Origin of the sequence: Halorubrum sp. CSM-61 (assembly GCF_003781945.1) — an archaeon.
Lineage (GTDB): Archaea > Halobacteriota > Halobacteria > Halobacteriales > Haloferacaceae > Halorubrum.
In genome coordinates, this window is record NZ_RJJW01000007.1 from 1 (window position 1) to 26,642 (window position 26,642).

The 26,642-nt window shown below is 57.6% G+C and carries 24 protein-coding genes and 1 pseudogene; 18 read left to right on the top strand and 7 right to left on the bottom strand.

The genetic code is table 11. The features are described from left to right. The first annotated feature begins 120 nt into the window (after window positions 1–120). Window positions 121–903 carry a winged helix-turn-helix domain-containing protein gene (locus EDM04_RS12805; RefSeq protein WP_123622727.1) on the top strand — a complete coding sequence of 261 codons (783 nt, stop codon included), beginning with the start codon at window positions 121–123 and terminating at the stop codon, window positions 901–903. 278 nt (window positions 904–1,181) lie between these two features. Here EDM04_RS12805 and EDM04_RS12810 read toward each other — a convergent pair whose 3' ends face one another. The 3 genes from EDM04_RS12810 to EDM04_RS12820 form a co-directional block, all read right to left on the bottom strand. Then, window positions 1,182–2,858: a transposase gene (locus EDM04_RS12810; RefSeq protein ID WP_123622729.1), complete on the bottom strand. Its 1,677-nt coding sequence runs from the start codon at window positions 2,856–2,858 to the stop codon at window positions 1,182–1,184. 65 nt (window positions 2,859–2,923) lie between these two features. After that, the gene (locus EDM04_RS12815) at window positions 2,924–3,808 is read right to left on the bottom strand and encodes a hypothetical protein (protein WP_123622732.1); all 885 of its coding nucleotides are present in this window, start codon (window positions 3,806–3,808) and stop codon (window positions 2,924–2,926) included. Further along, window positions 3,805–4,776 (bottom strand): hypothetical protein, encoded by a 972-nt coding sequence (locus EDM04_RS12820; protein WP_123622734.1) that lies wholly within the window; start codon window positions 4,774–4,776, stop codon window positions 3,805–3,807. The genes EDM04_RS12815 and EDM04_RS12820 overlap by 4 nt, the downstream gene beginning before the upstream one ends. Before the next feature lie 107 nt (window positions 4,777–4,883). Between EDM04_RS12820 and EDM04_RS12825 the strand changes: the two genes are divergently transcribed. Then, complete coding sequence (locus tag EDM04_RS12825; RefSeq protein WP_123622736.1) at window positions 4,884–5,243, top strand: hypothetical protein; 360 nt, start codon at window positions 4,884–4,886, stop codon at window positions 5,241–5,243. 15 nt (window positions 5,244–5,258) lie between these two features. On the opposite strand, the gene EDM04_RS12830 is transcribed toward EDM04_RS12825, so the two are convergent. Next, window positions 5,259–6,167: a hypothetical protein gene (locus EDM04_RS12830; protein WP_123622738.1), complete on the bottom strand. Its 909-nt coding sequence runs from the start codon at window positions 6,165–6,167 to the stop codon at window positions 5,259–5,261. Window positions 6,168–6,502: 335 nt separating this feature from the next. Here EDM04_RS12830 and EDM04_RS12835 point away from each other — a divergent pair, with 335 nt between their 5' ends. The 3 genes from EDM04_RS12835 (at window position 6,503) to EDM04_RS12845 (ending at window position 9,785) form a co-directional block, all read left to right on the top strand. Beyond that, a complete protein-coding gene (locus EDM04_RS12835; RefSeq protein ID WP_123622740.1) occupies window positions 6,503–7,201 on the top strand; it encodes a helix-turn-helix domain-containing protein in 699 nt (232 codons plus the stop codon). A 78-nt stretch (window positions 7,202–7,279) separates the two neighbouring features. Further along, window positions 7,280–8,305, top strand: coding sequence for a threonine/serine dehydratase (locus EDM04_RS12840; protein WP_123622742.1), 1,026 nt, complete (start codon window positions 7,280–7,282; stop codon window positions 8,303–8,305). 40 nt (window positions 8,306–8,345) lie between these two features. Beyond that, complete coding sequence (locus tag EDM04_RS12845; protein ID WP_123622744.1) at window positions 8,346–9,785, top strand: aminotransferase class I/II-fold pyridoxal phosphate-dependent enzyme; 1,440 nt, start codon at window positions 8,346–8,348, stop codon at window positions 9,783–9,785. A gap of 37 nt (window positions 9,786–9,822) precedes the next feature. Here EDM04_RS12845 and EDM04_RS12850 read toward each other — a convergent pair whose 3' ends face one another. Then, window positions 9,823–10,299 carry an isochorismatase gene (locus tag EDM04_RS12850; protein ID WP_123622746.1) on the bottom strand — a complete coding sequence of 159 codons (477 nt, stop codon included), beginning with the start codon at window positions 10,297–10,299 and terminating at the stop codon, window positions 9,823–9,825. A gap of 236 nt (window positions 10,300–10,535) precedes the next feature. On the opposite strand from EDM04_RS12850, the gene EDM04_RS12855 reads away from it, so the two are divergent. From EDM04_RS12855 to EDM04_RS12885, 7 genes and pseudogenes are all read left to right on the top strand, one after another. Further along, the gene (locus EDM04_RS12855; RefSeq protein ID WP_241154910.1) at window positions 10,536–10,952 is read left to right on the top strand and encodes an acyl-CoA dehydrogenase family protein; all 417 of its coding nucleotides are present in this window, start codon (window positions 10,536–10,538) and stop codon (window positions 10,950–10,952) included. Window positions 10,953–11,138: 186 nt separating this feature from the next. Then, window positions 11,139–11,729: a TetR/AcrR family transcriptional regulator gene (locus tag EDM04_RS12860; RefSeq protein WP_123622748.1), complete on the top strand. Its 591-nt coding sequence runs from the start codon at window positions 11,139–11,141 to the stop codon at window positions 11,727–11,729. Continuing rightward, window positions 11,726–13,192 carry an MATE family efflux transporter gene (locus EDM04_RS12865; protein ID WP_123622750.1) on the top strand — a complete coding sequence of 489 codons (1,467 nt, stop codon included), beginning with the start codon at window positions 11,726–11,728 and terminating at the stop codon, window positions 13,190–13,192. The genes EDM04_RS12860 and EDM04_RS12865 overlap by 4 nt, the downstream gene beginning before the upstream one ends. Before the next feature lie 127 nt (window positions 13,193–13,319). Further along, window positions 13,320–13,505, top strand: a pseudogene (locus tag EDM04_RS12870) (IS5/IS1182 family transposase); the annotation flags it as partial. 101 nt (window positions 13,506–13,606) lie between these two features. After that, on the top strand, window positions 13,607–14,119 hold the full coding sequence (locus tag EDM04_RS12875; protein ID WP_123622753.1) for an SHOCT domain-containing protein: 513 nt from the start codon (window positions 13,607–13,609) through the stop codon (window positions 14,117–14,119). Between the two features lie 69 nt (window positions 14,120–14,188). Continuing rightward, window positions 14,189–15,280 carry a trypsin-like peptidase domain-containing protein gene (locus EDM04_RS12880; RefSeq protein ID WP_164471131.1) on the top strand — a complete coding sequence of 364 codons (1,092 nt, stop codon included), beginning with the start codon at window positions 14,189–14,191 and terminating at the stop codon, window positions 15,278–15,280. A gap of 226 nt (window positions 15,281–15,506) precedes the next feature. Beyond that, window positions 15,507–16,541 carry a sodium:calcium antiporter gene (locus EDM04_RS12885; RefSeq protein WP_123622755.1) on the top strand — a complete coding sequence of 345 codons (1,035 nt, stop codon included), beginning with the start codon at window positions 15,507–15,509 and terminating at the stop codon, window positions 16,539–16,541. Window positions 16,542–16,747: 206 nt separating this feature from the next. On the opposite strand, the gene trkA is transcribed toward EDM04_RS12885, so the two are convergent. Next, window positions 16,748–18,085, bottom strand: coding sequence for a Trk system potassium transporter TrkA (trkA, locus tag EDM04_RS12890; protein WP_123622757.1), 1,338 nt, complete (start codon window positions 18,083–18,085; stop codon window positions 16,748–16,750). A gap of 253 nt (window positions 18,086–18,338) precedes the next feature. Here trkA and EDM04_RS19160 point away from each other — a divergent pair, with 253 nt between their 5' ends. The 6 genes from EDM04_RS19160 (at window position 18,339) to EDM04_RS12920 (ending at window position 25,611) form a co-directional block, all read left to right on the top strand. After that, window positions 18,339–18,542: a zinc ribbon domain-containing protein gene (locus EDM04_RS19160; RefSeq protein WP_394338985.1), complete on the top strand. Its 204-nt coding sequence runs from the start codon at window positions 18,339–18,341 to the stop codon at window positions 18,540–18,542. A gap of 214 nt (window positions 18,543–18,756) precedes the next feature. Further along, window positions 18,757–20,325, top strand: coding sequence for a TrkH family potassium uptake protein (locus EDM04_RS12900; RefSeq protein WP_123622761.1), 1,569 nt, complete (start codon window positions 18,757–18,759; stop codon window positions 20,323–20,325). Between the two features lie 120 nt (window positions 20,326–20,445). Continuing rightward, a complete protein-coding gene (locus EDM04_RS12905; RefSeq protein WP_123622763.1) occupies window positions 20,446–20,886 on the top strand; it encodes a universal stress protein in 441 nt (146 codons plus the stop codon). Further along, window positions 20,883–23,165, top strand: a complete 2,283-nt coding sequence (locus tag EDM04_RS12910; RefSeq protein WP_123622765.1) for an amino acid permease — start codon at window positions 20,883–20,885, stop codon at window positions 23,163–23,165. The genes EDM04_RS12905 and EDM04_RS12910 overlap by 4 nt, the downstream gene beginning before the upstream one ends. A 66-nt stretch (window positions 23,166–23,231) precedes the next feature. Then, a complete protein-coding gene (locus EDM04_RS12915; RefSeq protein WP_123622768.1) occupies window positions 23,232–23,915 on the top strand; it encodes a TrkA family potassium uptake protein in 684 nt (227 codons plus the stop codon). 1 nt (window position 23,916) lies between these two features. Next, a complete protein-coding gene (locus tag EDM04_RS12920) occupies window positions 23,917–25,611 on the top strand; it encodes a potassium transporter TrkG (RefSeq protein WP_123622770.1) in 1,695 nt (564 codons plus the stop codon). 556 nt (window positions 25,612–26,167) lie between these two features. Here the strand turns inward: EDM04_RS12920 and EDM04_RS12925 are convergent. Beyond that, window positions 26,168–26,524: a hypothetical protein gene (locus tag EDM04_RS12925; protein WP_123622772.1), complete on the bottom strand. Its 357-nt coding sequence runs from the start codon at window positions 26,522–26,524 to the stop codon at window positions 26,168–26,170. Window positions 26,525–26,642: the final 118 nt, after the last annotated feature.

The window sequence follows — 26,642 nt, forward strand, 5'->3', positions numbered from 1 at the left end:
CTCCCCCACAGGTTGACCCCCACCCCCACACCGTGAGTAAACCCCCGCATCTGCTACTAATGAATCAACCTACTCAGCTATAGGGAGAATTTAACCGTCGCCTATGTGTAAATAGTTAACATGGCTCTCTCATCCGGCGACGATCTCGACGCCGTCCTCACCGAGCGCCACTCCTACCTCCGCGTACTCATCGAACACCCACGCTCGAAACGCGATTTAGAAGACGCGGTGGATGTCTCGCGCTCCACGCTGGACCGTGCCCTGCGCGACCTCGCTGCTGCTGATCTCGCCCGGTATGAAGACGGCGTCTGGATGCCTACGCTTCTCGGGTGGTGTAGCTACCGAGCGCAGGAAGCGTATCGTGACCAGCTCTCTACACTCGCCGAAGCCGCCCCAATCCTCAACCACCTCTCGATCGACGAGCCGATTGGCTGTGCGTTCCTCGATGGCGCTGACGTCTACGAGGCCGACCCATCGATGCCGGACGCAGTCATACAGACACTTCTCGATTCGGTTGAGCACGCAACGGAGGTGTATGTCGCTACTCCAGTCGTCGTGACTGGCTTCGCCGAGGAATTCTACGAATGCGTGAAGATTAGCGAACGCTACTCGCTCGAGATGATCCTGCCAACCCAGGTGTTCGAACAGGTCCATACCGCGTTTCCGACGCTCACGAACGAGTTGATGAACGACGGGAACGTGCACCTGTATCGAGCATCGATCCCGTTTTCGTTCGGGCTCTGGATTGCGGATGCGGACGAGGTTGGAATCGTGGTCTTCACTGAGCAAGGGCTGGGTGGCATTTTGGTGAACGATACCGACGACGCGCTCGACTGGGCGACAGACCAGTATGAACGCGCGAAACAGGAGGCTGAGCCGGTCTTCCTCCGAGGCCGCCTCTGAATAGGAGAAAATCACCCCTCCAATTTTTGATTCAGTTCTCGATATTTTGAATAGAAGGTACGCATCAAATCCATCCTCCGAGATTGTGAAAAGTTGAGACTATAGTGAGCTCAGCGAGGCTGTAATGCGTGGTTTCGGCTGTTTCAGTGATCGAGGACTGGCTCAGATTGCTCTCCAAACGGCTATTTCTATTGAAATACCAACCACATACGCGAATTTTAGCGGCTTCCGACAGCGTTGCCACTCAGACGCCGCGCTAACACGGGTGAAACCTCTCTCTATCCGATTCCCGTTTCCTTCTTCAGCAGCGTCAGTGTGTTATCGGCCGTCACAATCGGCGAGTGCTCATACTCGCCAGTCAACTCGATCTGGACGAGCAGATCGACCGCTCGCCAGATTGAATACAGGAGACACGCGAACGCGAAGTAGAAGAACCTGAGTCCGAAATCCTTCGACGTCGTCGCAGCCATGAACCGTTTGATCGACTTGTAACCACTCTCGATTTCCCACCTGTAGCCATACTCCGTGAGGTATCCACTCCCCCGATTCGTCATGAACACCGAGTACTGCCGGTGATCGTCATGCTCGGAGTTCTCCTTCCGTCGATAGATCAGCGTTGTTGAGTGCCACTCGTTGTCACCGAGATGGAGTTTGCGGTCGGTTTCGTACCGATCTCGATCATATCGAAGCAACCGCTTGGCCTGAGCCCTCTCACTCGTCTGCATCCGCTTGGGCACGACATACGAGAGCCCGCGCTGGCTGATCATCTCCAAGACGTGCTGGCTGTCGAACTCCCGGTCCATCAGCACGTTATCGACGTGAACAAGGTCCTCGGCAGAGTCGAGCAGATCCTCGACGATTTCTAATCGTGTCTCACCCTTTCGGACCGGACGCGCGTCCAGCACCATTGGTACGGCATTCCCGACCAACTGCACCGTCGCCCACTGGTAGGCGTACTCGTCGGTCTTCTCCTTCGTCCCGATGATCTCGTCTTCGTGGCCGGTGCGGTCGCCTGTGAAGGGATCGTCTTCAGTGATATCGATCGCAACGATTCCAGCACGATAGAACGCCTCCGTCGCTGCGACCTCTTCTAAGAGTCGGCCCACCGCTTGCCGATACATCTCTCGAATCCGTTCGATCGAGAGATCACGAAGATGGTCACGATGCGCGTGTCCCATCGGAGTCCGGTCACGAGTCGATTCGTGGATGAAACTGCGAGCTCCCTCGTTCGCGGCGAGATTCTCTCGCAATCCCAGATACGTTTGCAAATCCCAATACGCATTCTCGGGGATCTCACAGCCCTCACTACGACTGAGCGAGAACGTGGGGAAGATGATGCGGCTGACGTGGTCGGTGATTTCGCTCGCCTGGTCAAGAACGGTCCCATTATCTGGGTTGGGCTGACCGGATTCAGTATCGTGGTGGCGGACCGTTCGATCCGGTTCACGCGGGACCGTGATGCCCGCGTTCTGAGCGGTGATGAGGATCGTTCGAGCAACGATTTCGATGGTCTCGCAGAGCTCGTTCGTGAAGCGTGTGTGCCAGCTTCGCCACAGCGTCGACTGATCTGGGATCGACTCGATACCCAGTTGCTTACGGATATCAGATCGACGGTTGAGGTACTCAACGAGTGCTGTCTCGTGGTCCCACCCGTGGAGTTCTTTCAGCACGAACAGACGAAAGAGCGTGGCCATCTCGTAGCATGTTGAGTTCGTGTAGCGATCGAGAGGATCGAATCGAAAGTAGGCCAGCGGAACCGTACAGACGAACAGCTCAACCGAGGTATGGGCGTCCTGATCGAACCACGCTTCCGACACAGTACGAAGGTCCGACTCCAGTCCAGTTAGCGAACTCCGGTCATACAATGGTGTCGAGTCGTACGCCGGCCACTCGACGTGCGATTTCCGGGCGATCCGACGAAAGACACTCCGGCGAGACTCACTGGTTGGTGCCACTACGAGACGCTGGACATTTCACAGCCAAGAACTCGTTCTCTTCGACGGACAATCAACAGAGCAGACTACAGGTGGCCGTATCCCTTGCGTTCGAGTTCCGCCTTCAGTTCGACATGCATCGCTTCGACAGTCTCCTCGCCGAAGTGCTGTCCCGTCATCGCACCCGAGATCTCCGCGATTTCAGCGTGCCACTCGCGCACTGCGTCCGCAAGGGCCGCGAGGAGTTCTTCCTCCGGCTTGTCTGCTCCGTCAACCTCCTCAACGACCTGCCACCCCGGCTGGAAGTTTTCGAGGACGTATCCCCTCTCTTCGAACTGAATCGCGAACCGCTCGCAGACCGCCCCGAACCCCGTTTCGAGACTGAGTAATGGAATGACGTGGACAACATCATCTCGCTTCTCCAACTCACGAAGATCCGCAACGGGGACAGCAGTTTCAGGGAGCACTGAATAGAGTGGGTCAGGGAGTGGCGAATCGCTTTCAGCGGCTCCTGACGCGTCGTACTGGTCGCCGATAGACTCGCCTTTCTCTTTCACGACCTCCGGGGGTTTGTCGCTCGGCTCATCGCTGAGAATCTCTTTCAAGATTGCGTAGAACCGCCATTCGTCGCCGTAGTCATAGAGGTAGCAGATGCGATCGTACTGTTCGAGACCGAGCTGGCGGGTCATCTCCCCGATCGTCACCTCACCGGCGTTCTCGATCCGCTCGGTACGCAATATCGGATCGCCACCAAGCGACTCTTCGTACTCTTGCGGGCACTGGTATTTCACGGCGCTGTCCCAGTAGTCTTCATCTTTCCCGACGAACCAGAGGTGGCCCTGATCGAGTCCGACTGCGGGGTTGATCGCCGACTGGAACTCGGCGATGGTTCTGTCCGCGCCGACGACGATATCCCGCCACAGTGACGTCGGATCGGGGTCGAACTTGACGCGAAAGCGGTAGGCAGTCATCTCTGCATCTCCGCTCCCGTGCGGAAGCTGGTGAGATCGTCGATACGCTGTTCGAGCTCCTCGATCTCCGCTCGGAGCTGGTTCGCCTCGTCGTCCTCGCTGGCAGCAAGGCGGTCTTTCAACCCCTGCAATCGGGACTCTTTGACGTCTTCATCGACCTCTGCTTTGCGAACGTATTCGCTTTCTTCGACCTCATACACATCGGATTCGGAGAGCGTGGTGACTTCAAGCGCTTCATCGACTTTCGAGCGGTCGACGCTCAGCACACGTTCGCGGTCGATGCCAGCGTTCTCGAGGCGTTCCAGCACCTCCTCGTCGTCTTTGAGCGAGCGGTTACGGCGACTCGTCCGTTGGACGGAGCCATACTGCCCGGAAACCGGACGGTCGTGATGGAGCCGAGCGAGGAGGACATCCGCGATCTCCTTGCGGAATTCGTTAGCATCTCGCTGGACATCCGAAAGCAGGGTGTAGAGATTCACCAACGCGTCCGTCTCCAGTTCGGAGAGGTCAGTCACATCGTGACGTTTGAGTGCATCGATGAGGAGGAGCGTGTCCGAGTAGACATCAAGTCCGTCGGGTTCAGTTCGTTCCTCGTCCGTTGGTTCCTGCTCTGCACCCATCACCTGCGTTGCCGTCGCAACCGCTGATTGTGTGATGATGCCAGCGTCCTCATCGACCTCGAATCGTGGATGGACACTCCACACCGCCGGGTATGGGTCGGCATCCGGCGGGAGACGGTCAAGGTCAAACCCGTCGGAGGCGTCCTGAATTCGTCGATAGAGCGTTTCGAACTGATCCCGCTGGAGCGGCCGCGTCTCGTCTCTGTCTTCGAACTGAATGATGACTCGAGCGTCCTGCACGTCAGTAATACGAAATCGCTGATGGGAGAGTGGCGTGATGAGCGTCGCACTCTCGGGGAGGTTGTCGAGCTCCTCGAGAAGCGTGTGCCAGCTGGCGGTGAAAGACATATACAGAGGTTGCGAGCCATTCCGACTAAATCTTGTTCACGACGCGACTACTGGCGGGTCGTCTCTTCAACAGACACTCTGATACGTGGCTCGTCGAAACCACTGATATGGCTGAAACGTACGCACTCCGTGTTCAGGTCGGGTCACACGAGTACGACGGCGAGTTCTATCTCGTCGGCAACGGATACGGAGCCCCAGCAGACGTGTTGGACCACGTCGCTGCCGACCACCTCTTGCGAATCGCGAATGCGCCACGTATCGAAGAGTACCTGCTCGATGTGCTGAAGCACGGAGAGAATACAGGTGAAGCCGAGTATAAGAGGACAGACAGCGATGTCGAATGCTGGATTCACGTCGACGTCTCCTACCAGAGATACGCCTTCGGTGTCGGAGACAGCGTGTTCGAGTTCTCAAGCGAACCGACCAAAAGCGAAATCGCATCGACTGTCACGCAACTCCAATCGTAGGCTGTGGACTCTCGTTCAGGGATCGAAGTGGTAGATGTAGGGGTGATCAGCCTTCCCAGCGGGCATAATCTCTTCGAGTAGCCCATGAACCTCAGATTCGGAGGGAGCGCTGGTGATGATCCGATCATCGTAGATCGCTACATAGGCTTCGTTGAGTCCCAACTCGCGCAGTTCGCGACCCAAACTGCGGGCTCGAGCCTTCCCCATTTCTTGGTGATAAATCCGCTCCAGCTCGTCGGTTTTCTCCCGCAACTGCTCGATCTCCGACGCGTACCGCTCTCGGTTGCGCTTGTTCTTCATATAGAAGCGCAACTCCTCGGCGTCCGTCTTTTCGTCTTCCTCGGGTGCTGGAAGCGAGTCGATAATGCCGAAGCGATGTTTGGCCTCCTCGTATTCGTCATCGATGTCAGTACTGAGCGAGCCCCCGAAGATGATGTTCTTGACACCGAGCCATCCATCGTAGACGATCTGGTCCTCGAACGGCAATAGGACGACACTCGAAACCGGGACTGGAAGTGCCGACTCGTCCCACAGTTCGGCGAACGGAAGCCGAGCCGGACGGACTGCGTATGCTCTCGGCGGTTCTGTCCAATCGAGGAAAATCGCCTCGTCCTCTCGATAGCGAACGACGACGAACTCTCCGGCGACGAAGTCAGTCCACGCTGCGACCTGTTCGAGATCAGCGTCCGACAGATCAGCCGGATTCTGTTCAACGAAGTCCTCTATCAGATCCGTCGTTGACTCGTTATACAGCGTGTTTCGGAGCGGGATAAGTTCGTCAGTATAGTGCTGTTCCAGATCTGCGACCGATTCGATCTCGTCGATGACATCAAATCGGTCGTTGACATATACCAACAGATGGGCGTACAGGTCCAGAAACCGTTGCTCGCTCTCTTCGGACAACCGTCTGTCGGCTTCACTCATCGGTAATAGATATGTTCACGGGCACACTAAGTCATGAAAGCTAGCCACAAACTGACCACGCCAATGAGTGAACCAGACCAGCAGCAATCGGTCGCCCGCCTGATCGCTCTTTTCGAGATTGGAAACCACGAAGAGACGGTAGAGTGTCTTGATCGGCTCGGCTGATGCTGAGACTCTCAAGCGTGGGTGCGGGCAGTTCGGAACGTCACCGAGGAGCGTTCATCCCGAAGACCCGGAGGAGTTCCCGGCTCAAAAGCGATGACTGATGCATCTAATTTTAGTAGCGAGAGAATCCCGCCGAAGCCGTCTTGTATCTGTCTGACGATCTATACGCTATGGTTGACCGTGCCCAACCCGAACTGCTCTCGCTGTCATTCGAGCTGTGGCACCCCAACTGCTGGGCACTCCAAGTGACTGACTCCCTCGATACAGAATTGTTCGCCTACGGCACGCTGACCGATGGGCAGGTCGCTCGTGAGCGATACGTTGTCTCTGGCGAGTCAGAAGCTGCGCTCAACCGGACTATTGAGACAATTAGTGAATCATCGTTGACCACAACAGTCGCGGAACTGGGAGCGACTCCAGATGGTCCAGCGATTGGCAGTCACACACGAGAAATCTTCGTCGAGTTCGATGCCGCCAACAGCATCGACTCCTCGTTCGTCACGCGCGGGTTCGTCTACGACGGGCTTCCGAAAATGATCGATGGCCACGAAGAGTGGTCGGTTCTGGTCTACGCGTCTCGTCGTGAGGTATTCGACGCGTTCGATACCATCCGTGAGGAACGTGACGCTGACATCACACTCGAACGGATTACCAGCGTCGAGTCTCCCACAGCTCACTCGGTTGACAAGCGGGAACGCCACCTCTCGCCACGCCAACAGGAAGCACTCGCGCTGGCCCGCGAGCGGGGCTACTACGAGTGGCCCCGTGAGGTAACGGCGGGCGAACTCGCCGCCGAACTCGGCGTCGCGAAGACGACGTTCCTCGAACACCTCCGGCGGGCCGAGTCGAAACTTCTGGACCCCGAGTGAGAGATTGCGGCTGATCGAACGCTCCACCCCGACTATGTGAGGGGTAGTTTCAGGCTGTTCGAGCACCCGGGTCCGGGTATGGCACAACCCACTCACGAGCGCGTCGATTCGCCGGACGCCTCTACCGTTTTCGAGTACCACGACCTCACCCCACCGACGACCGCCGACATCTACCGCGCCCGGCAAACACTCCACGACCACCTCCCGCGGACGCCCCTCGTCAGAAGCGAGTGGCTCTCGGCGGAGTATCACGCCGATATCTACCTGAAACGGGAGGACACCCTGCCGACGGGGTCGTTCAAGATTCGGGGCGTGACGACCCTTCTCGCGAATCTGGACGAGGAGTTTCGTGACCGCGGAGTCGTGACGGCGAGCACCGGCAACTACGGACGAGCACTCGCGCAAGCCGCCCGCTGGTTCGATACCGAGGCGATCGTCGCCGTTCCAGAGGGAACCGGCCAGAATCGAATCGACGGGATCGAGCGGCTCGGTGGCCGCGTCAAGGTGGTCGGTGACGACTACGACGATTCGGCGGACTGGGCCGCTAAAATCGCTGCCGAGGAGGGGTATCGGTACGTCCATCCCGGCAACGAACGGCTGGTAATCGCCGGGACCGGGACCGCCGGGCTGGAGATCGCAGAGTCGCTCCCCGAGGTCGACGCTGTCCTCGGGCCTGTCGGTGCCGGGAGCATCGGCGCGGGCTACAGTTTGTCGGTCGGGGCTGTTACCGACGCCAAAGTGATCGGTGCGCAGGCCGCCAGTGTGGACACGGCGTATCGGGCGTGGCAAACTGGCGACCTCGTCCCGCAGGAGGAGGCCGACACCTTCGCTGACGGCATCGCCGCTCGCGTCCCGTACGCCCTTCCAGTACAGGTGATGCGCGAGGAGCTGGATGGGATGTACACTGTCAGCGAAGAGGCCATCGTCGAGACGGTTGCTGCGATGTTCCGAGAGGAGCACATCCTGATGGAGGGCGCCTGTGCGCCGCCGTTCGCGGTTCTAGACGATTTCCGAGAGGACATTACGGGGAAAACGGTCGCGATTCCAGTGACCGGCCGGAACCTTCCAACAGCGAAGGTCGAACGGGTGATGGCCAGTCGATGAGTCCCCGTACTCGAAGTCAGTGCGATACAAAGGGAGCGATATGAACCGATCCGAGCTTCCAGACGGAGCCTTCATCGACCCGAGTGGAAAGAATGCCGAGGCGGTCCGTGACCTCGCTGAGGAAATCCTCGATCAACTGCTCACACAGCTCGAAGCCGCTGACGACCGGTCGCCATTACCCGAACAATCGACTACTCCCTCCGCAGCTATTCCGCAGTCGCCACGATCCCAGGACGACCTGTTCGACGACCTCGAAAGCGTCGTCGAGGGGTCGATGAATCCCGCTCATCCCGGGTACATCGGCCACATGGACACGATGCCGACGACCGTCTCGGTGCTCGGCGATCTCGTCGCCTCGGCGGTCAACAACAACATGTTGAGCGTGGAGATGTCGCCGGTGTTCTCCGAGCTAGAGGTCGAGTTGACCGAGGCCATCGCCGACGAGTTCGGTCTCGGTCCCAATGCTGGCGGAGTCCTCGCGAGCGGCGGATCGCTGGCGAACCTCCACGCGCTATCGGTCGCCCGCAACCATGCGTTCGACGTCCACGGCGGGGGACTTGCCGGGCTGGATTGCGAACCGGTGGTGTTCGCCTCGGAGGTGAGCCACACCTCCTTGCAGAAGGCTGCGATGCTGCTCGGACTCGGGACCGACGCCATCGTTGCGGTCGAGACGGACGACCGCTCTCGAATGGATCCGGCTGCCCTGGAGCAAGCGATTGAGCGTGCGAAACGAGACGGCCGAGCGCCGTTCTGTGTCGTCGCGACGGCCGGAACGACCACGACCGGGAACATCGACTCGCTGCCGGAGATTCACCAAATCGCCGACGACCACGGCCTGTGGTTCCACGTCGACGCGGCCTACGGCGGCGCGCTCGTCTTCTCCGAGGCCGAGCGTGACCGACTCGACGGGATTGAGGCCGCGGACTCGGTGACGTTCAACCCCCAGAAGTGGTGTTACGTCGCCAAGACGTGTGCGATGGCGTTGTTCGCCGACGTCGACGTGTTACAGGAGGACTTCCGGATCGGAGCGCCGTACATGCGCGGTGACGATGCAATTCCAAATCTCGGCGAACTGAGCGTCCAAGGGACCCGGAGAGCGGAGGTCCTGAAGCTCTGGCTCACCTTGCAGCATCTCGGTCGCGACGGGCTCGAACAGTTGATCGACGAGAGCTATCGCCTGACTGCGGAGGTCCGCGACCGCATCGCCGAACACGAGGCGTTGGAGTTGGCCAGTGAACCGGAAATGAACCTCGTCTGTTTTCGTGCCGCACCCGAGTGGTGTCCGCCCGGCGAGCGCGACGACCTGAACAGTCGACTACAGCAAACCTTACTCTCAGAGTTTGACGTGTTCGTGTCGTTACCGACCTATCGAGACGACCGGTGGCTCCGCGTCGTCTTGCTGAACCCGTTCACCGACGCAACAGTCGTCGACCGGCTGTTCGACAGCATTGACGCATTCCTCAAACATTCCGACCAGTAGAACCGGTAATAAAATATTCAGTCGGAGTATCCTCTTCTCAAACGTCTGTGGAGAGGCAGCGCGAGAGATAGGCATCGATGTCTGGACCAGTCTCGTTCGCCAGGACGGTTTCCACCCACGCATCCCGCTCGAACGAAAGCACCTCCAATTCCCACACACATGCGGTGATATCAGTTTCGGAGATATCTTCGAATTCGGTCGGTGTGTCCGGTTGTGAGAGGTAGACGACATTCTTCAACACGTTCTCGTCGACCCACCAGTTCAGCGAGACGAAATTCACATCACGCGCTTCGTGAACGATCAAAACGGCTACGCCGTACCGGTTCTCGGTAACCGGCGGAGAGGGGAGGCGGTCGACCGCCCGCTTGCTTCCAGCCGCAACCATATCGTCCGGTGGATATTCGCCACGCGTCGAGATTCCGTACCGTTTGATCTGCCACCCATCACGTTCCAGACAATCGAGAAACCTGATTGGACGTGTCTGGTACGGCTCAGAGAGGGTAATCGACGCCATATCGGCCCTACGGGTACGCGTAAAATAACTGTTCAGTCCCCTCGTAATTTCCTCCGGTCGTTGCTGTGCCGTATGACCTGCACACGTAGGAATCGAACTCGCCAACCCCTGCCTCACGCACAACCTCGACCGTTCACTCTAATCGATAGACACAGATTGTCCCCGTCACGGATGTGTTTCAGTCAGCCTGCTATAGCAGGTCGTAGATTAACTAGAGGAGGGACACCCCATGACATATGAGATTTGATCTGACCGAGGATCAACGGGCGCTTCGAGATCAGGTTCGGGTGTTCACAAATGAAGAGATCGAACCCAAGGCAAGAAATCTTGACCGGGAGGAGGAATATCCGAGCACGATCTTCGACGAACTCGGTGAACGACGTCTGACGGGCCTGACGATCCCGGAAGAGTACGGGGGACGGGGCGAAGGCTTCGTCGAGCTCGCGCTAGTGATCGAAGAGCTATCGGCTGGGCTGATGTCCGTGGCAAGCACCATCGGACTCCATCTCGGAGTTGCGGAAGTCATCGAGCGCTTCGGAACCGAGACACAGCGTGAGGACTTCCTCCCCGAGATGGCGTCCTTCGACACTGTCGGCGCTCTCGGCTTGAGTGAGGCGAACGCAGGGAGTAATAAACTGGAGAGGCTCTGTTGAAATCCTTCGTCGGTGATAAGTTAAGCCCCGACTGCGGTCAGTACAGGTGAAGCAGTTACCGCTTCAGGAGTCGATCGGACGAGAGCAGCGTGCAGGGGACGGTTCTCATCTGATGTCGATCCTGGTATTAACTAACCAGTCAGTCAAAATTCTCTTAACTAACCAGTTAGTAAGTAGGGGTAGGGAATGGAATCGGAGACACGAAGGGAAATTATCGAAGCGACAAATCGTGCACTCTGCGAACACGGCTACGCCAGCCTGACGATGAAACGAATCGCCGCGGAGGCGTCGATGACGACCGCGGCGATCCACTATCACTTCGACACGAAAGAGGAACTCCTGAACGCCTTCCTCGACGAACTTATCGAACGGTTCGAACAGGAGTTAGCCTGCAACGCCAGCGACCCACGGGAGCGGCTCAACGCGTATCTCGATGCGGTTTTCACTCCGCCAGACCCCGCTTCAGACGGCTTTTCGGTGGCAATCATGGAACTGAAAGCGCAGGCTCCGTACCACGACCTGTTCCGAGAGCGGTTTCTTGATCTCGACGAGTTGATGCGGGAAGTCGTCGCGGACATTATCGAAGACGGCATCCAGGCCGGCCACTTCGAAGAAACGGACCCCGACGAAGTCGCCCGACTCGTCACGACGGTAAGCAACGGCGCACATGCCCGTACCGTCGCGCTGGGTGAACAGGCAGACGAGACGCACCAGGTACTCGAACACACGCTCGAACTACACCTCGGATGGAAACCAGGTTCTGAGGTGATCGCGTGAATCTGTTCAAGGGCCAAGAGGAACTCGACCTCACGAACGGTGGGATCATCAAGCCGCTGTTGTACCTCTCGCTCCCCATTGTCGTCACGAATCTGCTGCAGACTGCCTACAATCTGGCGGACACCTTCTGGCTCGGCCAGTACTCAACGGAGGCGCTGGCGGCCATCTCCTTTGCGTTCCCGATGGTGTTCCTCCTCATTTCGCTCGGGATGGGGCTCGCGGTTGCAGGCAGCGTTCTCGTCGCTCAACACACCGGTGCAGACGAAACCGACCAGGCCGAGTACGCCGCCTCACAGACGGTCACGTTCGCGTTCCTCGCATCAGCTATCCTCGGCGCGGTCGGCTATCCATTTGTGAGGCTGTTCCTCGCGTTCCTCGGGGCCTCACCCGAGGTCCTACCAGGCGCGACAGCCTATATGCAAGTGGTCGCCCTCGGCTTGCCATTCATGTTCGGGTTTTTCGTGTTCATCTCACTGATGCGCGGGGCCGGCGACACCATCACGCCCATGCTCGTGATGTTCGGGACCGTCGTCCTCAACGTGATTCTCGATCCGTTCCTCATCAACGGCTGGTCTCTTGGACCACTCGCGTTCCCCGAACTCGGCATCCAGGGCGCGGCCATCGCTACCGTCTTCTCGCGGAGTCTGGCGATGCTCGTCGGCCTCTACATCATGTTGTCAGGGACGCGCGGCATCCAGATCAATCTCACAGATATGAAACCCGACCTCCAGTATTTGCGGAAGATCCTTCGTATCGGTGTCCCGGCGAGTATCGAGGGGACCGGCCGTGCGCTCTCGATCAACGCCCTGCTGATCGTGGTGGGGCTGTTCTCGACGTCAGTTGTTGCGGCCTTCGGCATTGGGACGCGCGTCTTTTCGGTTATCTTCCTGCCTGCAATCGCCGTCGCCCGCGGAGTCGAGACGATGACCGGCCAGAACATCGGGGCGCAAAAGTACGACCGCGCTCAGAAGGCAAACTACGTCGCCGCGAAGGCACTGTTCGCCATCCTCGGACTTGCAGGCGTGGTAATCTTCCTCGTCCCGACGCCTATCGTCGCGGTCTTCACCAACGACCAGGCCGTCTTGGACGTCGGCGCGGAGTTCCTGCGGTTCGTCGCCCTGTCGTTCGGATTCATCGGGATCCAGCGAGCGTTCACGGGTGGCTTCCGCGGCGCTGGTAAGACGCTGATCGCCGCTGCTATCTCGATTATTGCGCTCGCCGGCGTTAGACTCCCCACCGCATACGTTGCCTCCCAAGGCGTACTTCCCACCGACCTGTGGTTCCTCGGACAGCCCGACGCCCGCGGGATCTGGATCGCGTTCTTCGCCTCGAACGTCGTCGGCGCGATCATCGCCTACGCGTGGTTCCGTCGGGGAACGTGGCGCGAGGGCGACGTCCGTGACACACCGGACCCTGCAGGGATCGAACCAACGGAAGGCGACGCCTCGGTCGGAGACGATTGAGATTTGCAACCTCTCGTGAGTTACTGAAACCAGTCGCTGGCAGCGATGTTTCATGCTGTTCGCAGCTCTCATCGACCGGCTGTTTCAGGCGAAAATATATCTGAAGAATAGGATTTCAACAGAGCCATCGCTCCACAAGGCGTGGAACGCACGCTTGGAAACTGATCTCTACGGCCAACGGAGTCAATCCGAGACGGTCAACTCAACGCTCAAGCGGAAGTACGGTGCGTTCGTTCGCTCACGACGCTGGTGGAAACAGTTCCGTGAACTTACCATCGTCTGTCTCATTCATAATATAGACCGATCACTCTGAGCGGTCAATACAGGGAATCACATACTGATAGAGATTGTTAATCTACTCATGTCGTTGTAGTGGGCCGTGGATTTAATCCCGTGTGAATGTACCTATCACATATGGTCTCCCGACATTGGCTCTATTTCAGTGGGTTCGTCGTCACGGGTATCTTGGTGGTTGGCGCTGGGTTGATTGGACTGTTCGAGGGGCTGTCAGCGCTGTCCGGGGGTATCCCGGCGAGTGGGGAGTTCATTCTCATCGCAATGCTCAGCGCCGCAGCCGAATGGGTGATTGCTGTTATTGTCCTCGGTCTGTTTACAGGTTTCTTTCTCGTTGCGACCGGTGTGTCGATTCTCCGGAATGCTTCTATCCCGCGAGATGACCGACTCGTATCAGTTGTCCAGTGGCTCGAACGACAATATCCACCCCTTCGGAAATTTGACGTATCCGGACATGTTGAGCCGACGACCGAGGAGCGGAGACAGGAGATTGAAGAGGAATACGTCTCAGGAGAGATGAGCGAGGCAGAGTTCGAGCGCAGACTCACACAGCTGATGGATGACACGTCCAGTGAGGAGCGTTCACAAGCTTCCACCGACTCAACGATCGAAATCGAAGACGATACTCGCTGAAACTCTCTGAGCAAGTCGTCTTTGCGGGCACAAAACCTACAAGACTCGCAACTGAACTCAGAGCCGAAGATGTCCGAAGAGACATCTACCCGCCGTCAGTTTTTGAAAGCCGGGAGTGTTGCTCTCACAGCGGCGCTTGCGGGCTGTAGCAACGTCTCTTCGTCTGGTACAGAGCCATCACAGCCGGAGAATCAGCAAGTAAACTCCACGTCACAAAACAAGGGCAGCAAGTACACCCAAGTCTATCGTGAGACGATCCCGTCAGTCGTGTTGGTGGATACGGGACAAGGACAAGGGACTGGGTTTCTGTACAATGATGCGCATATCGTCACGAACGCGCACGTCGTTGGCACCACATCAGAGACACAGATCCGGTTCCACGACGGAACGTGGAGTGACGGGACAGTACTGGGGACTGATTTCCACAGCGATCTCGCCGTCATTTCCGTAGATGAGGTCCCGGAGTCAACAGAGCCGCTGTCATTCGTTCAAAACAGCCCAGTCATCGGTCAAGAGGTCGTCGCCATCGGGAATCCGTATAATTTGGATGGAACGGTCACGTCAGGCATCGTTAGCGGTCTCGACCGGCTGATCCCGTCACCCGCAGGGTACCAGATTCCGGATGCGATTCAGACGGATGCTGCGGTAAACCCCGGAAACAGTGGCGGGCCACTGATGTCGCTTGATGGGAGCGTTATCGGTGTCGTAAATTCCAAGCGCGGGGACAACATCGCATTTGGCATCTCGGCTGCACTCACCCAACGCGTCGTTCCTGAACTAATTGAGGCAGGGGAATACGAGCACGCGTACATGGGTGTGTCGCTACAGAACGTCACACCGACGATTGCGGAAGCAAATGAGATGAGTGGGCCTCGCGGACTGTTGGTCGTCCAGACAGTTCGTGGCGGGCCAGCTGACGGTGTACTCCAATCGAGCGATATCGAGTTTGTGAATGGGGCCCGTGTCCCCGTTGGTGGAGACGTTATTCTTACAATCGACGGGGAACCGATGAGTTCCTTCGAGGATCTAGCGAGTTACCTAGCACTACAGACTCGGCCGGGTGACACACTTGAAGTGACCATCCTTCGTGATGGGACAGAGCAGACGGTTGAGCTCACACTCGTTTCGCGCCCCGAACAATCACAGTCTCCCCTACAGTAAGAGTAGCTTCAGGCGAGAATATCTCTGAAGAATAGGATTTCAACAGAGCCGCCTGGTTCTATCGTTCGAGGGCAGTTCGCCCTTGCGGACTTGTGCCCTGTATGTAGCACGGCCGCTAAAACCTATCACCGATTGAGGGTTTCAACAAGGCCATTCTCTTGGGAGCGCAGGTCTACTCTCGACAGTTATCAAACATTAACTCTGTCGCCCACTGAGGTGGTCAATAATGGTACTCGGTCAGTTCCTCCCCGATACTACAGCGGTACACGTGGTTGTTATCGTTGTCAGTACAGTGATGATCTGGTTCGGTAGTGTATGGCTCGAAAGTTCTGCTGAACACCTCTCCGCGTACTACGGCTTGCCTGCTGTGGTACAAGGTTCGATCGTCGTTGCCGTCGGGTCAAGTTTCCCGGAATTGATGAGCGTTGTCATCACCGCACTCGGAGGTTCGTTTGGACTGGGAGTTGGTGCTATCGTCGGCTCGGCCATCTTCAACATCCTCATGATTCCGGCACTGTCCGGGATAGCAACCAAGGAACCGCTGGACGCTAACCGGACAATCGTGTACAAAGAAGCCCAATTTTACATGCTGGCCGTATCCGCACTGGTGATTACGTTCGCCTTCGCCGTCATCTACTTTCCCGTCGAGGGTTCGCCAGCTCTTGACGGAAACATAACGCGCCCGCTCGCACTGATTCCGTTGCTATTGTACGGTCTGTACCTGTTCATCCAGTGGCAAGACGTTGGGGACCACGAGAGCGATGACAGTGGCAGTGACGTAAACGTGCTCCGTGAGTGGGGTCGATTAGCAGCCGGGTTGCTTGTTATTCTTGTCGCTGTTGAGTTGCTCGTCGGAGCGGTCAAGGGGTTGAACGCAACCTTCGGCATTCCTGAGTTCCTCGCCGGCGCGACGATTCTTGCTGCTGCAACAAGCCTCCCCGACGCATTGGTCAGTGTCCGGGCAGCACGTGATGCGAGAGGTATCACGAGTCTCGGGAATGTTCTTGGGTCGAACACGTTTGACTTGTTGGTGGCAATTCCTGTCGGCGTTCTCCTTGCCGGAAGTGTGCCGGTATCGTTCACCACCGCAGTACCGATGATGGGGGTTCTGACCCTCGCTACGATTCTCCTATTCACCGTTCTTCGTACCGATCTAACCATGACCACAGTCGAATCGTATGCGCTGCTGACTGCCTATCTCATTTTTGTCGGGTGGGTTATCGGAGAGACGATCGGAATGTTCGGACTCATCAAGATGTGAGGGTAGTCCCATAATCTCGGAGGATAGATTTGATGCGTGCCTTCTATTCTGTTCACTAGAAATAAATTAGAGTTGAAGTTAGTATTTTGACGGCTTTACACTGGGTATTCTTCACACCAATCTCGACTGTCAGTCTCTCCGACTAACAAAATGGACGCCCAAAGGTCAACACATCTATAATATAATCTACAGATTTAGGGGTGTTTTTACGCAAATGAAGCCAATTCACTAGCAAACTCCATCTCAACGAGAATAATTACGTGGTCTCCCGGCTCTAGGATCGTCTCTCCTCGTGGGCTTATCAACGACTGCTCCCGTGTGATTGCCCCGATTACGAACTGACCTTCTATTTCCTTCACGAGGTTTTTGATCGGCTTTCCCACGAGACGTGAATTGTCACTTAACTCAAGCTCTAAGACTTCTGCCTGATCGTTTTCGAGGACCGCGATGTTTTCTGCAACGCTCTCGTAGGTGAACCTGATAATCTCTTCAGCGGTTACGGTTCGGGGATTAATCGCAACATCGATGCCGATCTCTTGGAACAGTGTGATGTAATCCGGACTGTCGACGATCGCAAAGACCCGATCAACACCGAGACGCTTCGCAAGAATCGATATGAGGAGGTTTTGCTCGTCAGAGTCAAGCGCTGCGATGACAATATCCGCCTCATCGACGTGCTCTCGCGTGAGGAATTCCGTGTCGGTTCCGTCGTGTTCCAGTACTATTGTCTTCGGGAGATTCTCTGCGAGCCACTGCGCACGGTCAGTGTCCTGTTCGATAATCCGGGCTGCTAGCTCACGCTCTTCGAGAAGTCTGGCTGTTTGATACCCGATCTCGCTGCCACCGAGAATTACGATATCATCTGTACTGTCTGGGGTTACCTGCGGTGCGATATCTCTGGCAAACAGCTGGATACTTTCCGGACTCCCGATCACGACTGCCCGATCCCCAGCGACGATGTCTGTCTCCCCACGGGGTAAGATCATCTCCTCGTTACGGAAGAGCCCGACAAAGGTGAGCGATTCAAATCGGTCGGCCTCAGCAACCGTCTGTCCGACGACCGGACTGTCTTCCGGGAGTTCAAATTCCGCCATTTGGACGAGCCCCCCTGCGAATGGATCGACATCGATCGCCGCTGGTAAACCGATAATTCGCACGATGTTCTCTGCAGTCTTCAGATCTGTACAGACCATGAAGTCGACACCGAAGGCTGTCTGGTCACGTTCCCAGGTCCGCAGATATTCCGTGTTTTTCACCCGCGCGATGGTGAACGCATCACCCAGTGTTTTCGACGTTCCACACGCGACGAGATTCGTCTGGTCATCGTCGGTACAGGCAATGACCATGTCGGCATCCGGAACATCCGCCGAGCTCTGTATCTCGGATGTCGTTCCATCACCGGCTACGGTGAGCACGTCGTATTCGTATTTGAGTTCCTCTGTACGATTCGGATCGATGTCGATCACTACCACGTCGTGACTCGTTGCGAGACTGGCAGCAATACTCGTGCCCACCTCACCTGCCCCAATAATGACCACCTCCATAGACACACTACATATCTATTCGCTGAAGTCGGTTACTATGCCCCCGGCTCTACTGTTGATACAGTGAGCCCAGTAAGATTGCGCTGGGGGGCTGTGACAGCAGTGACTTCAAGCGATCCAGTTCATTGAGTATCGATTCTGTCGTTGGGTCGTGTCATCGGAAATAGAACTCTTGGACACTCCCGATGGATACAAGCGTACACCGAGTAGAAAACGGAGAACGTGAAGAATGGTGATACCGATACTCAAGAGGATGCTTCCTTTCTGGTCAAGGGAATCTCCGTCTGTCGAGTGTCCGTCTTGCGGTACGCCAATTAAGGTCGCTCTTGAAACGTGTCCCCATTGCCGTTCTGCTGTCGCTATCGAATGCCGCGGTTGTGGGAACACGATCGAGACAGAGACAAACATGTGTCCTGACTGTGGGGGAACCGAATACGAAATATTCCTCCTCGAGTAGTCTACCACGCCGACTAGAGTTGTTCAGCGAATCTGCGATCAAACACCCCACTGTCCCACGGATGATTTCACATCAGCCCATATTTCGAATCTCCGGGAGCTAGGTCCTTGCGGGTGTCGCAGCGCAAGAAAACGGATCGTCGATCTTCTCTTGTAGCATCCTCTTCGACAGTTTAATACAGCGAACGAGTCACCGCTATATCGATCGAATAAATATGTCTTGGGGGGTCAACTGGAAGGCGAGTGTGGGGCTTCTCGGGGTTGGAATCAAATATCTTGCTGTCACGATGCTGGTTCCGCTGGTCGTGGCGGTTGCCTACGGTGAAGATATCTGGGTGTTTTTGGTCTCGATGGCGCTGGTCGCCGCGATCGGGTTTCTCGTCGAGCGAGTAGACCCGGATCCAGACCTTGGCCCCCGAGAGGCGCTGTTATTTGTGTCTCTCGCATGGCTCGCCGCTGCGGCCATCGGTACTGTCCCGTACCTCCTCGCCGGCTACGGGACGGCGTCGACAGTCGGACTTCAGACTGGGTCGATTGGCGCACTCACGGGATCGATCAGCAACGCTCTGTTCGAATCGATGAGCGGGTTCACTACCACGGGCGCGACCGTGCTCGGAGAGATCAGCACGGACCGTCACTCGCACGCTGTGATGATGTGGCGCCAGCTTACGCAGTGGCTCGGCGGGATGGGGATCATCGTGCTGATGATCGCCATCCTTCCTGAAGTCGCGGTTAACGGTGCACAGCTGATGGAGTCGGAGGCGCCGGGCCCAGAACTCCAGAAACTCACGCCGAGAATTGAGGAGACGGCACGCGCTCTCTGGCTGATCTACTTCGGATTTACCGTGGTGTACATCGTGATCTTGTACGGGCTCCATCTCGCCGGGATGGCCCCAAACATGAACCTGTTCAATGCGATCGCCCACGGGTTCACGACACTTCCGACCGGCGGATTCTCGCCGGAGGCCGACAGTATTGCGGCGTTCTCAGCTGCCGTCCAATGGGTCGTCATTCCGTTCATGGTCGTCGCCGGCGTCAACTTCGCGTTGTTCTGGCACGTATTACGTGGCGAGATCGAGATAGTGCTGGAGAACGCGGAATTTCGCGCGTACGCTGGTGCGATCGCAGTTGTGACCGCCGTCCTCGCGGTGCTTCTGTTCCGCGGCGCGGCGCCGACCATCGAATTGGGTGGCGCGACACAGGGGATCGCAGAAAACTCGCTCCGACAGGCCACGTTCCAGATCGTGTCACTTCTGAATTCGACCGGGTACGCGACCGCCGACTTCGTACAGTGGGATACCGACGCGCAGATCTTGCTCATGTTCGCGATGTTTATCGGTGGCTCTGCCGGCTCAACTGGTGGAGGTGTCAAGATCGTGCGGTGGCTCATCGTTGGGAAGACGATCCGCCGGGAACTGTTCACCTCCGCTCATCCTGACGTTGTTCAGCCCGTTCGCCTCAGCGGGAACGTCGTCGACGAGGATGCAATTCGCGGCATTATGGCATTCACGATTCTGTACCTCGTCTTATTCGGCATCTCGGCGGTGTTTCTCTCTCTCGACGCCGCACGGATCGGGATTCAGCTAACGATGCTTGAGTCGACGAGTGCGTCGCTCGCGACGATCGGGAATATCGGACCGGGATTCGGTCGCTTAGGCCCATTCGGGAGTTATTTGTTTTTCCCCGACACGTCGAAGCTGCTGATGGTGTTTCTGATGTGGATCGGTCGGCTGGAGATCGTCCCGGTGCTTGCGGTGTTCATTTCGGCGACTGACAATCGATAACGGTCATCTCACTTCATCTGACATTACGGATTTTCCATAGATGAGAGGTCTTCTAATTGTCTCTCACATCCTCAATGTAGAGAGCATATATTCTTAACTGACGAGAATTGTAGTGTTTGTATGACGAGTACCGACGACGCCGATGGGCAGGACCTGCTCGGTCATGTACTCCTCCCGGTCGCCAACGAAGAAGACGCGTTTGCGAGTGCGATGGCACTCGAACCGTACGAGCCGGAGCATGTGACAGTGCTACACGTCGTCGAGAAGGGCGAGGGCGTCCCGGACAAGACGCCCGTCGAGCAATCTGAGGAACTGGCCTCGGAGTCGTATGCCGCCGTTCGGCGCGTATTCCCCGATGCCGACGATCACACTGCGTACGCTCGTGACATCGTCGGCGCCATCTTCGACGCGGCTGATGAGGTTGACGCTAGTGCGATCGCCTACCGGTCCCGCGGCGGGAACCGAATCATGCAATTCCTTTCCGGTGATCTCTCTTTGAAGCTGGTCACAAATGCACACCTTCCCGTGATCGCTCTTCCACGCGAGGACTCAAGCGAATGAGCGACGAGGAGCTCGCCAAGGACCTGGGACTGGTATCGGCGATGACAATCGGGATCGGGACGATGATCGGGGCGGGGATCTTCGTCCTCCCTGGCGTTGCCGTCAACGCTGACGGCGGCGCCGGTCCGATTGTCGTCGTGTCGTTCATCGTCGGCGGTGTGATCGCAATGGTGAACGCGCTCTCCGTCTCCGAACTCGGCACCGCCATGCCGAAGGCCGGAGGCGGCTACTACTATATCAACAAGTCACTCGGTCCGATGTTCGGGTCGATCGCCGGGATGGGCGATTGGATGGGGCTCGCGTTCGCTTCCGCGTTCTATTGTATTGGGTTCGGCCAGTATCTCGCTGTGTTCGTCGGACTCCCCGCAATTCCTGGTCTCAACTCGATTCAGGTGGGGGCGCTCGTGGCTGGAGCTATCTTCATCGGTGTGAACTACATCGGTGCGAAAGAGACTGGCGGGATTCAGACGGTGATTGTCGGCCTTCTGCTTTCGATTCTCGCGATCTTCGCTGTCGCCGGTTTCTTCTCATTCGACTACGCGACGCTCGCGGGCAACGAGGGCGGCCTCGCCCCCGGCGGCTACGGGGCGATCCTCCCTGGGACCGCGCTCGTGTTCGTCTCCTTCCTCGGGTATGCGAAGATTGCCACAGTGGCCGAGGAGCTGAAGAACCCCGGTCGAAACCTCCCGATAGCGATCATCGGGAGTGTCGGCATCGTCACCGTGATCTATGCGATCCTCGTCACAACGATGCTCGGCGTCGTTCCGTGGCCAGAGCTCAGTCAGGACGCACCGGTGGCGCAGGCAGCACGCGTGGCCTTCCCCGAATCGATCGGTCCGATCAGCGGTGTCGCGGGCGTAGCGGCCGCAGTGATGACCGTTGGTGCGCTGCTGGCGACTGCCTCGTCGGCGAATGCCTCGATCCTCGCGTCGGCTCGGATCAACTTCGCGATGGGTCGCGACAAGATCGTCACCAACTGGCTCAATGAGATCCATCCCAACTACGCGACCCCGTACCGGTCGATCCTCGTGACGGGCGGGCTCATCGTGGTCTTTATCGCGCTGTTGGGACAAGACATTGAGATCCTCTCGAAGGCCGCCAGCGTGCTCCACCTCATCGTGTACGCGCTGATGAACGTCGGGCTCATCGTCTTCCGTGAAGCCGACACGCCGGAGTACGATCCCGACTTTACCGTTCCGCTGTACCCGCTAACGCCAATACTCGGCGCAGTTCTATCACTCGGGCTCGTCGCGTTCATGGACGGGATCGAGATCGCGCTGTCTGGCGCGTTTGTCGTCGCCGCCGTGGCGTGGTACTTCATTTACGCCCGCGATAAGACCGACAAGCAGGGCGTGCTCTCCGAACACATCCGGAGCCGCGGGAGCGACCTTCCCGACGGGGTCGTCGATGCCGCGGACGCGGTTGCTCCGACCGGAACCGGGAACGACGGGCCGACGATCATGGTCGCCGTGGCGAACCCGCGGACCGAAAGCGCGCTCATCACCCTAGCAGGTGCACTCGCCCAACACGAAGGTGGTCGCGTACTCGCGACACACATCGTTACCGTCCCCGACCAGACCTCGCTTGAGACGGCCGCCGAGAACCGGACCGGACTCGACCAATCCTCTGAGGAACTGCTCGCCGCCGCCGCGTCTGACGCAGAGTCATTCGATGTGCCGATCGAAACAAAGACGATCCTCTCACACCGCGGGATCGAAGAGGTGTTCGACGCTGCGCGGACTAACGACGCCGACACCGTCGTGATGGGCTACGGTGGGACACAGTTCGCGGGAGGACGGGTCGAGGGTTCGCTGGATGAACTCACTCACGACCTCCCGTGTGACTTCCTCGTCTTAGACGGCCAACGACTGGACCTCTCGGATGTGCTCGTGCCGACTGCCGGCGGTCCCTCTTCAGACCTCTCTGCGGAGGTTGCTCGCGCGCTCCGAGACACAGCCGGTATCGATGTTTCCCTACTGTACGTCGTCAATTCCGGAGAAGAGGCGTCCGGCCGCGAATTCCTCGCCGATTGGGCCGACGGGCACGGTCTCGACGACGCGGAGATTCGAGTTGAGACGGGCGACGTCGAGGAGACGATCGGCCGCGTCGGTGAGGAGTACGACCTCGTGATAGTCGGAGCCACCGAGCGCGGGCTACTCTCGCGAATCGTTCGCGGCTCCTTGGCATTCGAAACGATAGAAAATCTCGAGACGCCCGTGCTACTTGCGGAGCGCCCGTCCGCGCGATCGCTGTGGGAGCGGCTGGTCGGCCGCCGCTGAGGACATCCCTCTTCTATTTGAACCGGAGCGGTAGCCTTTCGGTGATCGGTTCTGAATCGCTGTAATATGTATTTGATCGTCGTAGGTGCGGGAGATATCGGGACACCACTCGTCGATCTCGCGACCAGCAGCGGCAACGAGGTCGTCGTCATCGAGCGCGACGAGGAACGGGCCGAACGGGCGTCGAGACAGTATGACTGTCTCGTGCTCAACGACGATGCGACTTCAAAAGAAACGCTCCAGGACGCGGGCGCCGACCGGGCCGACGCCCTCATCTCAACGACAGATCAGGACGCGACGAACATCATGGTCTGTCTGCTGGCCCAAGAACTGTCGATCCCGAATATTGTCTCGGTCGTCCACAACCCTGAGCACATGAACGTGTTCGAACAGATCGGCGTCAACACGATGCAGAATCCACAGAGCCTGATCGCAGAATATCTCTACCGGGCTGTGAGCCGCCCTTCAATCATTGACTTCATGCACATCGGAGAGGAGGCGGAGGTGTTCGAAATCACCGTCGGACCCGAGGCACCAATCGCTGGCAAGACGCTGCGAGAGGCGGACGAGGCTGATTTAATCGGCAGCCAAACCTTGATCGTCGCTGTTGAGCGGGACGGAGAGGACACGCCAATAACGCCGCGTGGAACCACACGCATCGAGGCTGGCGATCTGCTCACGGTCTACTCGGGGATCGGTGTGGCCCCGGAGGTGACGGACGTCTTTGGTCACGTGGAGGAACACGACTGAAATGACCGAACCGAACGGTGGCCGACTCCCGTCTGATCTGGGGGTTATCGCCCGTGACATCGGCTCACTGCTCCTGATGGAGGCTGGACTGATGACGGTCACCGTCGTCGTCGCCCTTGCGTTCGGTGAACTCTACGCCGCGCTCGGATTCCTTGTCGCAGGCGGGATGACGGCGTTTGTCGGTGGGGTGGCCAATCGACGATTCGCCGACGCGTCAGAGCCGAAAATGAAACACGGGATGGTGATCGCTGCCGGCGGGTGGCTCATGGTTGCCGTCTTCGGCGCTCTCCCGTTGTTCCTCACGGCGTGGGTAACGCCGCCGGCCGCGATGGACGCGTTCGTCCCCGCTGCTACGGACACCGGATCCTGGGATCCAATCAGCGTCGGCGGAACTACAACACTCTCCAGTCTCGCGTACTTCCGTGATCCGCTCCACGCCTTTTTCGAGAGCATGAGCGGGTGGACCGGGAGCGGACTGACGATGGCGATCCACGAGCCGTCACTGCCGCGGGCGGTACAGTGGTGGCGGTCATTCATCCAGTGGGTCGGCGGCGTTGGCGTCATCGTCCTCACAGTTTCAATCCTCTCACGTCCCGGCAGCGGGAGCTATGCGCTCTATCAGAGTGAGGCAAGAGAGCAGAAAATCCATCCGAGCGTCGTCTCGACGGTTCGGACGGTCTGGAAGCTCGTCGTCGGGTACACACTGCTTGCCTTCCTGCTGCTGTTTGTAGCGATCTCTGCCAGCGGAAGCACCTACTCCGAATCACTCACTCCCGGCGAGACCGCATGGCAGGCCCTCAACCACGCCATGACGGGCCTCACGACGGGTGGATTCTCCGTCACGGACAACTCGATCGCGACATACGGTTCACCACTGGTTGAAGCGACACTCCTCCCGATTATGATTCTCGGTGCTATCGCCTTCCCTATCCACTACATCGTTCTCAAAGACCGGAACGTACACGAACTGGTCGCAGACCTCCAGACCCGGTGGCTGTTTGCGCTTCTTGGGATCGGTGTCATTGTACTCTCGATACAGAATCTCGCATCCGTTCAGACAACTTCTGGCGCGTTCGCGACGAGTTCGTTCGTCCCATCTCCTGTGCCGTTCTTTGATGGGATACAGCTTGACGCTATTCGAGACTCAATATTCCAGTGGGTCAGTGCCCTGACTTGTACCGGGTTCCAATCGGCTCCAATTGGCCGCTGGATCGCTGGCGCGAAGGTGATCGTCGTTGGTGCGATGGTTCTCGGTGGTGCTGCGGGGTCCACCGTCGGCGGGATCAAGATCGTCCGCGGATACACGGTCGGTCGTGGTATCGCCTGGCAGTTCTCCCGCGTATTTCTGCCAAAAAACGCTGTCGTCACGGCGCGTCTCGGTGACCGGACGCTGGACCGCGAGACGATGGAACGCGAGTTCGGCGAAGCCGCTATTGTCACTCTCCTGTGGCTCGTCGCACTCGTTATCGGGAGCCTTGTTCTCGTCAATGTCGCCGGTCCGGAATTCGGCTACGCTGACGCGCTGTTCGAGGTCGCTAGTGCACAGGGGAACGTCGGATTGTCCTCGGGAATAACGGGTCCCTCGATGTCACCGCTGGCCGAGGGGATGTTCGTCCTCAACATGTGGATCGGGCGATTGGAGATCATTCCGGTACTCGTGTTCGTTCGGGCTGGTATCTGGGGCCTTAACCCATGATCTGGCTTTGTTGGAATCCACACAGGGTGACAGATTCTGATCTGTGCGATCAATACAGCCTCTGAACCTAGCACCGGCCGACCCAAATATTGAGACAAGTTCTGGAGACTAGTTCACCAACCGGACGTATCGTCCAATTACTGGATTATTCTGCATTGAGAACCGAAAGTAAACCCCCTACGCCGACCATAGAAAATCCGACGATGAGCGGCAGAAGCATCCCTGAAACATCAATAAGAAATACAGTTGCTGAGGCAGCGACCATACTGATTCCAGCCACGATCATCCATCGGCACATAAATCGTCTCTGTGTCCAGCCCATCAGCCCCGACTTAAAATATCTAATCATGAATGTCGAATACTCTATGGGTAAGTTGATACAATGGTATAAGGATCGACCAAGCAGTAGTTTCCAGCCGAGTTCCGCTGAAACAGCCGATCTATATACAGTCTACTGACCGGCTGTTTCACACGAGAACCTGTCTGAAGAATAGGATTTCAACAGAGCCAATGATCCCTATTCGGACCATCTAAAGGGACGGTTGTTTTCGCTTGGTTACTCCTCTTGAGAGTGGACCGGTCCCATGAACGACCAGTGTACTTTGTGGCTTCCGTCGGGATGCGGTTCCTCCGTAACGTGGTAAAGATAAGGTCCGTGTGGGCAGTCGTCGCAACCGTCCGCACACCGGAACTGTTTCACCACTTCTGTGTATCCCTCGTGTTCTTTTACGCGGAGGATATCGTCATTAGCTTCTGCGTTGATGGGGAGCTCCGCCTCTCCGTGGAAATGGAGCAATTCCTGGGCGTGGACGATCGCTTTCCGAAGCTCTTCCGGCGTACAATTGGTGAGTGCGTCGATTACTTCCCGGGGAAGTCCTTCCGGGGGTGTCGGACGCTCCGAAGAACGTGTCATAGACAAAGATTGAGTCCACACACATATAATGGATCTGTGGTTGTGACAGCACCGGGAGTATGTGGTTGTCAGGGAGGAAGCGGTCAGGATGACTTTGAGGATAGAGCCGAAGAGTTCT